Source organism: Chryseobacterium herbae, from assembly GCF_025154075.1.
GTDB classification, from domain to species: Bacteria; Bacteroidota; Bacteroidia; order Flavobacteriales; family Weeksellaceae; genus Chryseobacterium; species Chryseobacterium herbae.
In genome coordinates, this window is sequence record NZ_JAOAMU010000001.1 from 178,631 (window position 1) to 191,848 (window position 13,218).

Consider the following 13,218-nt stretch of genomic DNA (forward strand, 5'->3'; position numbering starts at 1 on the left):
TACCTTGTGAAATAGCCTGCCCAATATTTGCTATACCCAATCCTTTCACTTTTTAGTCATTTTGTTATGATCAAAATATGTTTCGCAAGATTATTATTTAACCTGTTCAATAACGGATAAGTGTAATAGGAATAAATGTATAAAAGTCGTGGGATTCCCGATGTACAGAGCAATGAAATAGTCTGCCGGTAAAAACTAAAAAAATTCTTAAAAGTAGTTTTAGAAATTGGTGCTTTTCAGCAGAGAAAAACAGTTTCGAATCATGCGGAGTTTTTCATTGAAAAGTATAAACCTTAGCCTCAGATTCAAAAAGCGAACCTTCTGTAAAATACAGAAGGTTCTATTAAATGCTTTAAGGATGAAAAAAAATTAATTAACTTGTTAAATATAACATATTTTACTATACAAAACCAGCAATAATGCGGCTTTAAAGCAATTAGTCCGGAACCATTATTATTTTAAATAATTATTCACTTTTTTTTGAATTAAAAACAATTTTCGGTCTTGTTTATTAAATTTTGTAAAGCCCAGTTTTTCAAAAAATCGTCAAATCAGTATTTAAAATGACAGAATTCAGGCAGGAAAAGGTCATTTTTCTATTCCTTCTTTTAAATTGGGTATAAAAAGCTGTTGTTCCTATCAGTATTCTCTTTGAAATATACTTTATAAATATGACCACTTTTTTTCCGGATATTGAATACAATGCCATTTCAAGGAAGCTGTCAATTTCACACGGTCCCTCACTCCTGTTTAAGCAGATTCTTCTCACGTTAGCCTCGTGATTTTAATGAAAAATACAACACAAATAACCTATTTTTAAGATAAATATTTAATAATATTTGATTTTGATTGAATAAAATTGATTAATTTCGGATCGTACTAAATCTAAATCATATGAAAAATTTGAAAAAAATCGCAAGACAGGAAATGAAAACCATCAAAGGAGGTATTAACTGCCCGGGTGGACAAATATGCTTAATCAACGGAAAATGGCAATGTACGGCATACGACGGATGTGGCGGCGGAAACCAACCTTAAATTTTAAGTTTAACCCAATTACTTTATTATGAAAAATTCTAAGAAAATCTCAAGAGATCAGCTGAAGAATATCAATGGCGGAGCAGTAAGTTGCTCCGGAACTTGCTGTCCACCTCCGGGAATAAAAAGATGTCCCTGGGTGATTTGTATAGCACCATGTGAAATATTGAGCTAAACTTTAAAAAGACAGCCATTCTCTGATCTATATGATCATTCACAAATTAAAGCCTTAGAATCAATGATTCTAAGGCTTTTTTGTGGAGAGACAAAGTCCATCTACTATTTTAATGAAGGACTGAAAAATTTCAATCCATATACTTTATAACATCAGCTTTTCATAAGCAGAAGCGATTTTTTTCGACAAAATAAATGCCGGAAAAGATCTCCCCGTCATTTTTTCTTTTGCCTTACGGAAACTTTCAATAGTTGGAGGCCTAAAACTCGGATCGGGAAAGAAATTCAGTGATTATGCATCTCTTTTTGATACCATTTAAAGGTTATCAATGTGGGGACTATTCAATTATCACCCAAATTTAAATGTACATCTGGCCCTAAACGCGGACTTTCTTCTTTGTCATATTCTTTGTTAATCCTTGGCAGGTATGAGCCCGTAGCGTTTGACAATGGCCAAAAATACTATACCAAAAATTACACCAGCTACACCATACAGGCATCTATAATATCTGGGGTATTGAGTACGGGTATCCAAATTTCATATATAAAATTGCCGATTATACCTATAATGCATAATATATATATTCTATTTAGCGGTAAACCGGATAATAAAGCAAAATAACCACTGGAAACAAGCAAGTAGGTAAGCGAAAAATTTGAAATGTGTGAGAAAAAATCCGGAACATATTTCAATAACATTGCAGGCTGGAGTTTGGGATCATTTCTAATTGAAATTAATATGCATGCCCCAATAAGTAATAAAAGATATGAAATTGTGGTGAAAGTCTTTGGTTTAACAACCCATGAGTGATTTAACATTTGTATTTATTTTTAAAATCATTTGCGAAAACAACACACTTTTAATCATTTAACTATTTAATATTCAACATATTGAACTCAATAAATTGCACAGAAATCCTGTCACAAAATTACAGTGCTTGTCCAACTTATTGCCCGTGAGAGCAGCCAGGTTAAGATTTGATTAAAATGAGATCTTAAATATAATAAGTTTTACATAATCCTTGTTCATAAAATTCATGGATAATATAAGTTCTCAAAAAAATAAAGAAGATAATGTTAAAAACCAACCTCTTTCCTGCCAATAAGATACTTCTGAAAAAAAATATTTCTTTAATTCAATTTTATGGAAATTTTATTTCCTACCCAGATTTAAAATAGCACTTTTTGAGCTTTTAATAAATTAGATCACTAAGTTTGAAAACCGTCTCTTTCTGATGAGAGGCGTTTAAACCGTTCTCATCAATGCCCTATTTATCTTATTTTTATTTGAAAAATATCATAATTTAGTCCAAACTAAAATGAGTTTTATAATCGTTGTAGTAAGCACTTTAATCGGTTTATTTGGGGTTTGTATTAAGAACAAACTTTAGGTTTGCAAAATCCGTATTGGCTTCAACTAAAGTACAAATTCCGTTGCTGTATGTGTAAGTAGTAGTGTTTCCGTTCGGCAGATCGATCCTGTATTTTTTGGAATTAATCTTCTGAATAGGAATCATTTTTTGGAATTTTTCCGAAAAAACAGATTTTATATTTCCCGGCTCATTAAAATACAGACTTGCAGTAGAGCTGAAGATAGACTGTTTTAGAGAGCCATTGGCGCCATCTTTGTCCGAAAGATTATAAAAACTTCCATTCCAGGTAGCGGTATTGTTTACTTTTAGTTTCCCGTTCATTGTTCGGTACAGTTTGGCCTGCTGCAGTATATTTTGTTTAAAAGTGACCCCCATTTTGTCGTAAATTTCAATACTGTAAAGGATTTTCACTTTAGCCCGGGATTCAAAAATATATTCAGTGATATCGTCTTTTAAAGAACGTTCCACACGGATATTGCCAATGGTTTTATCGTCTTTTATAATAGAATAATTCAGATATTCTTTGGTAACAGGTGTTGCAATATCGGGTTGAAAATAATTGAACATCATCATCGAAAAAATCAGGAGTGTTTTCATTGTTTTTTATTTTTTTAAATAATGGCCTTCTTTATAGGGGTATATTGATGGTCTGAAATGGATTTTTGCTGAGTGAAAAATGATCAGTCTAAAATACCTTCATAAGTATCGAACTGATATGATGCAAAATTAAGCTCAGGAAAAGCTTAGAATGTTCCGCAGGATAAATGCGAACCCATTACTCTTATCCAATTTAACTATTTGAAAACAAACCACTTAAACACATACTGCGTTCCAATTTATAATCATGAACCTTGTTTTTTTAAATTCTGAAGGTGTAAGATGGCATTTTTTAAAAGTAGAAGCTGATATGAATGGGAATTTTTCTTAAGAAGCCGGCAAGTATTAAAAAAAAATAAACTGGACCGGAAAACATCCATTTATTCTTCATTATTTTGCTCTCGCTTAATTACAGTATCAGGAAACAAAGCACCATTGGTTTTTCCTTATATAATTCTCAATAAAAACATCCTTTAATGAAAAAGGTTGTACTTACGTTGTTATATAATTTACTGTACATTTATCATTATTATAAATTAATATTTAACTCATATGGCTGATACCGTTATTTTAACTGAAGGAGCAGAATTTGATCACGTTATACAAGAGGTTTCGAAATATATCCACCTTTATGTAATGGCATTTGGAAAGGAAGAACGAACCATAATTCGCATAGATAAACGTGAAAGAATGTATGGTGGAAAGGGAATTGTATATATGATACAAATGTTTGATCAGAACGAATTAACCAATAATCGTCTGGGTGCATATATGGTATTATTGAGTCAGGGAGATGAATCCGGGTTTCACACCCACAATGAAAAAAATGAAGAAGAATTGTATGTCGTAATACATGGAACCGGAGAGTATCGTGAAAGAACCGGAACACAAGGACCGGAACGAAAAAAAAAGCTTCAAAAAGGAGATATTACAGCGATCAGTTCCACAGGCTATCATTCTATTGAAAATACAGAAGATGAGCCTTTGATCATGTTTGTTATTACCACTAACAATCCATAGTAAACTGTAATACTGGCAAAAAGAAAAAACCTGCAATTTTAAATAATTGCAGGTTTTAATAGCTTTTGAAGCATTTTTTGAGTTTTACTCTTGCTTTTCAGCGGAGAGAGAGGGATTCGAACCCCCGGACCTGTTACAGTCAATAGTTTTCAAGACTATCGCAATCGACCACTCTGCCATCTCTCCTGAATAACGGCTGTACCGTCGTTTTCAGTGGTGCAAATATATAAAGTTTTTTGAAACTGACAAAATATTTTCAGCACTTTCTGAAAAAATATTATCCGGCCGCGTAAATCATCACTTTCCTATCAGAATTCCCTTTCACAGAGAGCATTTGCAATGACCTGATACAGAATAAAATTCAAGGATTTGATTTATTTTGCCTGGCCAATATCAAGTTTGTCGAATTTCCCTTCATTATTTTTATGAAATTTAAAGTACGTACGAAATGTACCCCACTTCCCTGCCTGAAAACTTCCGTAATTATCTTTACCCTCGTTTTCCACTTTGTCGATACTCAAAAATTTTTCCGTTCCCAGAACATTTGAAAAGAAAGATTTAAAATCTACCGGATTGCCGTCATCTGTCATCAGTGGATTTTCAATGAAGAATCCGTACCACCTTTCATTGCCGTCCTGCAGGGCCTGTATGGCCTGCTTTACTGCATCATCCGTTATTTTTGATAAATCCATATTCTTTTGGTTTTGTGTTGTTATTATTTTCCGGGACACTTTTTCCTGTATTTTTTGTCCGTACGCTGCACATGACAGGCAAAAAACAGCCGTAACAAGGAAGTCTCTTTTCATATTTTTACTGTTTTAAAGGATGCTGAAAATAAATAATGAGCAGATTGAGAAGCAAAAAAGGAATTTCAATCATGGCTCCCTTAAAATCTCTGTCCTGCAGCTGAAAACAGATGATCAGCAATATTCCTGCAGCCATCAGGAAATTTCCCCATAAAAAAGTTTTAGGAAATAAAATCAGTACCGCAGCGATAATGGTTATCGCACCATTGATCATCAATGCGGTTTTGCTAAAGCTCCATTTTCCAAACATAGTGATTATTTCCGGCTTGCCCATCCACATAGCCGTTCCCTGCTTTATTCCCATAAAAACAGCAGTCAGGATAAATAAAGAGTTGATTATTTTTAAAATCATTCGGTTGCTTTTTATACAAATATGCATCAAATGAATGATGTATGAATGGTGAATTTTTCGGAAATTGTCAATCTAAGGTATTTTATTTATTTTTATCCTGTAATATCTTAATGGCCCGAAATCCATCCTGTTTTAATTCTCCACGCATTATAATCTGTATCTTTCCCGTCTATTTCAAGAATATTTTCCACACCGGGAATTCTATCTATTTCTTCTTGAGAAAATAGAGGTAGGTTTACTTTCAGACGCTCTTCATTCAGACTGCTTTTATCTTCCACCGGATAAGGCGTTCCTTCCGAAGTCAGTTGCGTACCATATCGCTGGGGTTGGCTTTGAAAAACCTGGATTCTGTCATACAGGTAAGCTATATTTGACGGCTTAATATCATTCCTGTTTTCAACCATCAGGTGGTAACATGATTTCATCAGTTCCGGCTCACCGATAGCATGCTGAATGATTAACCATGCAGCATCGCTTGCCTCCGCCCCAACTTTTGAAATGGTCGGAAATCCGATTTCCCGGATCACTTCCCGGAGCTTTTCTCCATTTTGTCTGTGGATGACTTCCATTTCAGGATGATACCCTCCGTTAAGTTTCCCTTCAGAAGCAAGCCTTTCTCTTACGGAAAGGTCTTTTTCAGCGAGTGCAATTAATTCTTTTGAAAATAAGTCATTCATCATTATGGAGGAAATTTATTCAGTTCATCTTCCTTAAATATAAATGATCATTCATCAATCATCAATTATTTAAATAAGCTGTCACGTTCTATTCATTAAGTTTGTCTTCAAAAGAAATGCCATGCAGGAAAATTACAGCAGACTGCTTACCTATGCTTATGAATGAAGATTTTATACCATCTCGTTTTCATTTCTATTTTAAGTGATATGAAGATCAAGTGACAACTTAAAAGAGTATTTAAACTTACAAAAAAATCGCTACTGATTTATTTTTCTTGTTAACTAAAAATAATTCAAAATACTAAAAATCAACAATTTAATAAATATTTATTATTAACTCAGTCATCAAGACATAAAAATCATGTCCACTAAACAGTACATTTGGATCAGAGTAAGTTATCATTCTTGAACACAACTAAAAAGAAGCTTATGAAAAAAAAATCTATTTTGTTGAGTGCTTTACTGGCAGCTGGTATCGCTATTACACACGCTCAGACTCAGGAAGAAAGGGCTCGAATTGTCAGGGAAACGAATGTATCTGTTCTTGGAAGAATATCTAAGGAAAGTGCAGAACAATTTGCCCGTGAAAAAAAAGAAGCACTGGAATTTGCCAGAAAAAAAAATATTCCTGTTATCATCCGTAATAATGACGGCTCTACGAAGGAACTCATGAAAATAGAGGATGGAAGTCCTATTTATTATGCTACTAATAATGTTGATGCTGCGAGCTCCACAAGAACCAATCACTTACATTCCGGTGGTTCTTTAGGATTGAATCTGGCAGGTGAAAATATCCTTGTCGGAGTGTGGGATTCCGGCAAAGTACGAACAACTCATCAGGAATTTGGAAGTCGCGTTACAGTAGGTGACGGTGTCACTAATTTAAGTGACCACTCTACTCATGTTACCGGAATTATCGCTGCTGTAGGAACAGAAGCAAAAGCAAAAGGAATGGCCCCCAAAGTATTGATTAAGTCATACGATTTTGGTTCAGATATTTCAGAAATGTCAACCGCTGCCGCTGCCGGACTTTTAATATCCAACCATTCTTATGGGTATGACGGAGATAATTTAGCAGACTGGTATTTCGGAGCTTATATCAAAAAGTCTGCAGACATGGACAATGTTTTATTCAATGCACCCTATTATGTCATTTGCAATTCCGCGGGCAATGATGGTAATAAAGGTTATAATGAGACTCCGTTTGGAGGCACCACAGCTGTTTTTGATAATCTTACAGATACTTCTAATGCCAAAAATACCATTGTTGTGGCTAATGCAAAGGATGCAGTAATTGATGCCAACGGTAACCTTGTATCCGTATCTATAAACGCTTCCAGCAGCCAGGGACCTACTGACGATCTGCGTATTAAACCGGATATTACGGGTAATGGAACCTCACTCTATTCCTGTTTATCAAATTCTGATAATACCTACGCCAATAAAACCGGAACATCAATGGCTACCCCCAATGTATCGGGAACACTGGTATTGGTGAATGAACATTTCAAAAACCAAACAGGAAGCTATATGCTGGGAGCGGCATTGAAAGGTCTTGCCCTTCACACCGCAGATGATGCCGGAGATAGCGGACCTGATGCCAATTTCGGATGGGGCTTGTTGAACGCAAAAAGAATGGCGGAAACCATCAGTAACCGAAGTACCACAGCACTTATTACTGATAAAAAGTTAACCGGCAGTACCACAGAAACTGTGACAATTAATTCCGATGGGATCAATCCTGTGACGGCTTCAATCTCATGGTATGACCTTCCAGGGACAATACAAACCAGCAGTGATCTGAACAGCACAACCAAAAGACTTGTCAACGATCTTGATCTTCGTATTGTAAGCGAAAACGGGCAAACAATCTATTATCCATGGGCCCTTACAACCAGATCGACCAATGCCAAACAAGACAATAACAGTGACAATTTTGAACGTGTAGATGCTGGTGTCATTCCTGCCGGCAAATATTCTGTAGTGATCAATCATAAAGGGACTTTAACAGGCGGATCACAAAACTATACGCTTATCGTAACCGGAAGGACAATAGCTCCTGTTATTTTAAAAACAACAAAATCGGAGGTTTTTACAGAAACAAGCAACCGGTCAGATGTCTTGAAGATCTATCCTAATCCTGCCCAAAATGAAATTAATGTCCGCTTGAATTTAAAAGATAAAAAAGCTTCAATCAGGATTTTTGACGAATCAGGAAAACTGGTATTAAATCAGGTTGCTGTCAATGGGGAAAACAAAATTGACATTTCCAAGATTGCAACAGGCACCTATATTATTTCAGTCAATGACGGGGCTAACACTCAAAGTGAGAAGTTTATAAAACAATAGTTTTGACTAGTTTCATTATAGCAAATTTTAATATATTTTTTTTAGCCGGCCAGAAGAGTGATTGGGTTACTTCATGGCCGGTTTTTTTCCCGAAGATTACAATTGATGTTACCATGAAGACAGAAACCTTTATTTCAAAACCGGAAACGTTCTCAAAAATTCATTAAAACAATATTATATCAAAAGTTAGATTTAAGCAATTTTCTAAAGTATTTTTTTTAACCGGCCGGGATGAATAATTTAATTTACACCTGGCCGGTTTTTTATGCTCTAAGTTAATGCACTCCTATTTCAGCAAACTGTTCACAAATCCTTAAAACAATCGTAATCTATATTTCAGGTCACTTTCCAAACAGACGTTTAATTTTGTTCAGATTTAATATACTGTAATAAAGTGAAGAAAATTTTTACCTCTGTTTTATTTTGTGCGTCCTTATTTTTCTATGCACAAACCGGGACTGTCTCCGGAAATATAAATGATGATTCAAAACTATCGCTGCCAGGTGCAAAAATCTCTCTGATCCCGGGAAATATCTATACTACCTCTGATGATCATGGGAACTTTGTTTTTCTGAATGTTCCTCCAGGAAATTATACCATGAAAGTAGATTATCTGGGTTATGGAACCAGTGAATATAATGTAAATGTAGAATCTGAAAAGAATACAAGGCAGAACATTATTTTTACCAAAAAAGAAACAACTATTGCGGAAGTGGTAGTCACGGGATCTACTCTTAAAAATCAGGCAAGAGCACTGAACAAACAAAAAAACAATGCCAACATCACCAATGTGATTTCGTCTGACCAGATCGGACGTTTTCCTGACGCCAATATCGGGGATGCCTTAAAGCGCGTTCCCGGAATCACGATACAGAACGATCAGGGTGAAGCAAGGAATCTGATTATCCGTGGTCTGGCTCCTAATCTGAACTCCGTAACTTTAAACGGCGACAGAATTCCATCCGCAGAAGGTGACAACCGTAATGTTCAGATGGACCTTATTCCATCAGATATGATCTCTACCATTGAGGTTAATAAAACCCTGACTCCCGATATGGATGCCGACGCTATCGGTGGTTCTGTAAATCTCATCACCAGAGCTTCTCCTAACGGACAAAGAATATCAGCAACATTAGCCGGAGGATATAATCCGATCCGTGAAAAAGGAAATTATACGGCCGGATTCGTTTATGGGAACCGTTTTTTAAATAAGAAACTGGGCGCTGTTTTGAGTTTCTCCTATAACAACAATAATTTCGGCTCAGACAATATTGAACCAACATGGAGCCTTGCGAATGATGCTGCACAGACTGCTTATATCAGCAAAATGGGTGTCCGTTATTATAATGAGCACCGCATCAGACACAGTTTTGATCTGAATATGGATTATGAATTTAATTCCAAGAACAAGATCTACGCTTCAGCGATGTACAATTTCCGAACGGATAAGGAAAACCGTTTTGCATTAGGCTATAAAATAAAACCTGTTTATAATAGTGATGAAACCGAAGTTACAGGCTGGAAAGGAAGTATTACCCGACAGAATAAAGGCGGAGATGCAGACAATGACAACACGCGTCTGGAAAGACAAAAAGTACAGAATTATGCTTTAAGAGGAGAACATCTTCTGGGTTCAAAAATCGATCTTGACTGGTCTATGAACTATGCCACAGCAAGCGAAAAGAAGCCTCATGAACGATATATAGAGTTTGAAAATGCAAAAATGAATTTCTCTTCTGACCTGGGCGATCCGGGAAGACCGATGATCACTCCCCTTTCTGCAGATAATCTGGGCGTTTATCAATTAAGCGATCTTTCGGATTCGAATAGTTTTACACAGGAAAAAGAGTTTGGAGCCAAGGTGAATGTCCGTTTTCCATTTTCCGTTATTGAAAATCAAAAAGGAAGGCTTCGTGCAGGTTTGCGTTTGCGTTTAAAAGAAAAAGAACGAAACAATGATTATTATGCTTTTGAACCTTTAAATAATATGGGAAGCCTGCTGTCTGTTCCCACGCTTCATTTTGACGGTCAAAATTTCCAACCTGGGAATTATGTTCCGGGAACTTTCGTGAATCCTTCGTACATCGGTGGTTTAGATCTGTTTAATCCTAATTTATTTAAAGGAGAATCAAAACCTGAAGAATTCCTTTCCAGTAATTATACCGCGAAGGAGAATATTTATGCAGGATACGTAAGGTGGGATCAGGATTTCAATGACAAATTCTCAATGATCGTTGGCGCGCGCTTTGAAACAACAAAAATTGATTATACCGGAAATTATGTGTTGGATGAGGACGATCTGGCAGGAAAAATCAACCGAACCAACACCTATACCAATGTGCTTCCTAATTTGTCTTTCAAATATGTTCCGGTTCAGGATCTGGTGCTTCGTGCGGCATTTACAACAGCTTTGGCCCGTCCGAATTACTATTCACTGGTTCCTTATCTTAATGTTATTTCTGCAGATGAAACCATTGCAGCAGGAAATCCCGATTTAAAGGCAACGTATGCTTATAATTTTGATTTTATGGCGGAGAAATACTTTAAGTCGGTGGGGATTCTTTCAGGAGGTCTTTTTTACAAGAACCTTAAAGACTTTATTTACACGTCTTCGAGAAGAAATTATACCGCCGGGGATTTCGCGAATGATTTTGCGGGCCAGTCCAACCCTATTCCTGCGGGAGAAAATAACTGGAGATTTACCCAGCAGCGCAATGGTGACAATGTAGACATTTACGGTTTTGAAGTTGCGCTTCAGAGACAGCTGGACTTTATTCCGGGAGCTTTCTGGAAAGGCCTTGGAGTCTATGTTAACTATACTTATACAAAATCCAAAGCTAAAGGAATTACTAATGAAGATGGTGTAGAAAGAACGGATGTAGGTCTTCCGGGCGCTGCACCGCATATGTTCAACGGATCGCTTTCCTGGGAAAATAAACGTTTTTCGGTGAGGGTTTCTATGAATTATGCTTCTCATTATATTGATGAACTGGGTGGTAAATCATTTGAAGACCGTTATTATGATAAGCAGGTTTTCCTTGACGCCAATGCTTCATACAAGATTACAAACCAGCTGAGAGTTTTTGCAGAGGCAAATAATCTGACAAATCAGCCGTTACGTTATTATCAGGGAATTCAGAGCAGAACGGCACAGGTGGAATATTACAGACCGAGGTTCACTTTAGGAGTAAAATTTGATTTTTAAACGCATGAAAAAGATCCCATACATATTCGCTGTTTCAGTTTTACCTTTTGTGGTAAGCTGCAACACTCAACATTTAGGAAAAAACATAAAACCTTCCGTTATCACAGAAACCGTTATGCATGATACTGATGATCCGGCGATCTGGATCAATCCTGAAGATGCCTCAAAAAGTCTCGTGATCGGAACCGATAAAGATACAGATGGTGGACTTTATGCCTTCGATCTGAACGGAAAAATCATCAATAAAGTTCCGGGATTAAAACGTCCAAACAATGTAGATCTGGAATATGGCTTTATGCTGAACGGAAAGAAAACGGACATTGCAGCCGTTACCGAAAGGGAAACCAATACCGTAAAACTCTACCGTCTTCCTGATCTTAAAGAAGTAGGCCAATTTACCGTATTTGATGGTGAAGCGGAGCATGATCCGATGGGAATTTCAATGTATAAAAACCCGTCAACAGGAGAAATCTATGCTGTGGTAGGAAGAAAATCCGGTCCGGCTGACGGTTATCTTTGGCAGTATCAACTTTCTGAAAAAGATGGAAAAATCACAGGTGAAGTTGTCCGTAAATTTGGAAAATACAGCGGACTGAAAGAGATCGAAAGCATTGCTGTAGATGATGAAATGGGGTATATTTATTATTCTGATGAGCAATTTGGTGTGCATCAGTATTACGCAGATCCAGCGAAAGGAAATGAAGAACTTCTGGTTTTCGGAAAGGGTGATTTTAAATCTGATGTGGAAGGTATCTCCATCTACCCTACTTCTGCCCAAACAGGTTATATTCTGGTTTCCAACCAACAGAAAGATACTTTTAATGTATATCTGAGAGAAGATCCGGCAAAGGGAAAAATTGCAGAAATCCCGGTTTCTACCAGTGAAAGCGACGGTTCAGAGGTGACGAATGTGAATTTAGGACCTAAATTTCCTAAGGGGGTATTTGTAGCGATGAGTAATGGAAAAGTCTTCCATTTTTATGACTGGAGGATTATTGAGGAGAGAATTAAAGCTGCCGAACAAACCACTATTTCTGAATCAAAGTAGAATAATTACATTTTCACAGGCATAATTTGCTCTTTAGAGCGATAATTAGCCACTGCAATTGCGGTGGCTTTTTGATCAGCATCAGTGACCATTTATAGTATAATGATTGATTATAACAAACAAAAAGTTACCAATATCCTAAAAACCAAAACAGTAAATTAATTTATTACAATCATTTTTATATTTATTTTGATCGCGTATATAAAAAATCACTAATTTGGGACAAAATAAAAGCGGAATCTGAAAAGCTTATAAAAGAGTAGGAAAAACTAAAAAAATAATTCATGAAAAATCTTACAAAAATTTCGAGAGAGGGTTTAAAATCAGTTAAGGGAGGAACTAAAGAAGGATGTCCGGGACCTGGATCTCCGTTCTACCGTCCTTACGATTCACAGGAACAATGTGAAAGTGCCACAGGAAAAACCTGTTATTTTTTAGAGCAAGGCTATTGTTTCAATGAGGGATGGTTTGCTAATTAATTTTAAAAAAATCAACTTTTCTTTTAATACAAAATGCAGAATTAAAGTTCTGTGATCCAATAAAAAGCCAGCTTTAGGAGCTGGTTTTTCAATTTATGAA

At 36.2% G+C, this 13,218-nt stretch carries 11 protein-coding genes and 1 tRNA gene; 7 read left to right on the plus strand and 5 right to left on the minus strand.

Translation table 11 applies throughout. The features are described from left to right. Positions 1–894 precede the first annotated feature (894 nt). Together N0B48_RS00790 and N0B48_RS22945 are read left to right on the plus strand one after the other, a co-directional pair. Complete coding sequence (locus tag N0B48_RS00790) at positions 895–1,038, plus strand: bacteriocin-like protein (RefSeq protein ID WP_259835747.1); 144 nt, start codon at positions 895–897, stop codon at positions 1,036–1,038. A 28-nt stretch (positions 1,039–1,066) separates the two neighbouring features. Continuing rightward, positions 1,067–1,213 (plus strand): bacteriocin-like protein, encoded by a 147-nt coding sequence (locus N0B48_RS22945; RefSeq protein ID WP_442867478.1) that lies wholly within the window; start codon positions 1,067–1,069, stop codon positions 1,211–1,213. 1,357 nt (positions 1,214–2,570) lie between these two features. Here N0B48_RS22945 and N0B48_RS00795 read toward each other — a convergent pair. Further along, positions 2,571–3,182 carry a DUF6134 family protein gene (locus N0B48_RS00795; RefSeq protein ID WP_259835750.1) on the minus strand — a complete coding sequence of 204 codons (612 nt, stop codon included), beginning with the start codon at positions 3,180–3,182 and terminating at the stop codon, positions 2,571–2,573. A gap of 552 nt (positions 3,183–3,734) precedes the next feature. On the opposite strand from N0B48_RS00795, the gene N0B48_RS00800 reads away from it, so the two are divergent. Continuing rightward, positions 3,735–4,202, plus strand: a complete 468-nt coding sequence (locus tag N0B48_RS00800) for a cupin domain-containing protein (protein ID WP_259835753.1) — start codon at positions 3,735–3,737, stop codon at positions 4,200–4,202. A 101-nt stretch (positions 4,203–4,303) separates the two neighbouring features. On the opposite strand, the gene N0B48_RS00805 is transcribed toward N0B48_RS00800, so the two are convergent. From N0B48_RS00805 to N0B48_RS00820, 4 genes are all read right to left on the minus strand, one after another. Next, positions 4,304–4,388, minus strand: a tRNA-Ser gene (locus N0B48_RS00805). Positions 4,389–4,576: 188 nt separating this feature from the next. Further along, the gene (locus N0B48_RS00810) at positions 4,577–5,008 is read right to left on the minus strand and encodes a hypothetical protein (RefSeq protein ID WP_259835756.1); all 432 of its coding nucleotides are present in this window, start codon (positions 5,006–5,008) and stop codon (positions 4,577–4,579) included. Positions 5,009–5,012: 4 nt separating this feature from the next. Continuing rightward, on the minus strand, positions 5,013–5,360 hold the full coding sequence (locus N0B48_RS00815) for a hypothetical protein (protein ID WP_259835759.1): 348 nt from the start codon (positions 5,358–5,360) through the stop codon (positions 5,013–5,015). Between the two features lie 107 nt (positions 5,361–5,467). Beyond that, positions 5,468–6,040, minus strand: a complete 573-nt coding sequence (locus N0B48_RS00820) for a DUF6624 domain-containing protein (RefSeq protein WP_259835762.1) — start codon at positions 6,038–6,040, stop codon at positions 5,468–5,470. Between the two features lie 426 nt (positions 6,041–6,466). Here N0B48_RS00820 and N0B48_RS00825 point away from each other — a divergent pair, with 426 nt between their 5' ends. The 4 genes from N0B48_RS00825 (at position 6,467) to N0B48_RS00840 (ending at position 13,118) form a co-directional block, all read left to right on the plus strand. Then, entirely contained in the window at positions 6,467–8,386 is a 1,920-nt protein-coding gene (locus tag N0B48_RS00825; RefSeq protein ID WP_259835764.1) for a S8 family serine peptidase, read from the plus strand. A gap of 394 nt (positions 8,387–8,780) precedes the next feature. Continuing rightward, positions 8,781–11,591 (plus strand): TonB-dependent receptor, encoded by a 2,811-nt coding sequence (locus N0B48_RS00830; protein ID WP_259835766.1) that lies wholly within the window; start codon positions 8,781–8,783, stop codon positions 11,589–11,591. Between the two features lie 4 nt (positions 11,592–11,595). Further along, positions 11,596–12,639 carry a phytase gene (locus N0B48_RS00835; protein WP_259835768.1) on the plus strand — a complete coding sequence of 348 codons (1,044 nt, stop codon included), beginning with the start codon at positions 11,596–11,598 and terminating at the stop codon, positions 12,637–12,639. Positions 12,640–12,923: 284 nt separating this feature from the next. Beyond that, positions 12,924–13,118: a bacteriocin-like protein gene (locus N0B48_RS00840; RefSeq protein ID WP_259835769.1), complete on the plus strand. Its 195-nt coding sequence runs from the start codon at positions 12,924–12,926 to the stop codon at positions 13,116–13,118. Positions 13,119–13,218: the final 100 nt, after the last annotated feature.

Bases quoted from the DNA above. Each gene is read 5' to 3' on its own strand.
- N0B48_RS00815 (WP_259835759.1), bottom strand. From the start codon at position 5,360: ATGATTTTAAAAATAATCAACTCTTTATTTATCCTGACTGCTGTTTTT.
- N0B48_RS00835 (WP_259835768.1), top strand. From the start codon at position 11,596: ATGAAAAAGATCCCATACATATTCGCTGTTTCAGTTTTACCTTTTGTG.
- N0B48_RS00810 (WP_259835756.1), bottom strand. From the start codon at position 5,008: ATGAAAAGAGACTTCCTTGTTACGGCTGTTTTTTGCCTGTCATGTGCA.
- N0B48_RS22945 (WP_442867478.1), top strand. From the start codon at position 1,067: ATGAAAAATTCTAAGAAAATCTCAAGAGATCAGCTGAAGAATATCAAT.
- N0B48_RS00800 (WP_259835753.1), top strand. From the start codon at position 3,735: ATGGCTGATACCGTTATTTTAACTGAAGGAGCAGAATTTGATCACGTT.
- N0B48_RS00820 (WP_259835762.1), bottom strand. From the start codon at position 6,040: ATGATGAATGACTTATTTTCAAAAGAATTAATTGCACTCGCTGAAAAA.
- N0B48_RS00840 (WP_259835769.1), top strand. From the start codon at position 12,924: ATGAAAAATCTTACAAAAATTTCGAGAGAGGGTTTAAAATCAGTTAAG.
- N0B48_RS00790 (WP_259835747.1), top strand. From the start codon at position 895: ATGAAAAATTTGAAAAAAATCGCAAGACAGGAAATGAAAACCATCAAA.
- N0B48_RS00825 (WP_259835764.1), top strand. From the start codon at position 6,467: ATGAAAAAAAAATCTATTTTGTTGAGTGCTTTACTGGCAGCTGGTATC.
- N0B48_RS00795 (WP_259835750.1), bottom strand. From the start codon at position 3,182: ATGAAAACACTCCTGATTTTTTCGATGATGATGTTCAATTATTTTCAA.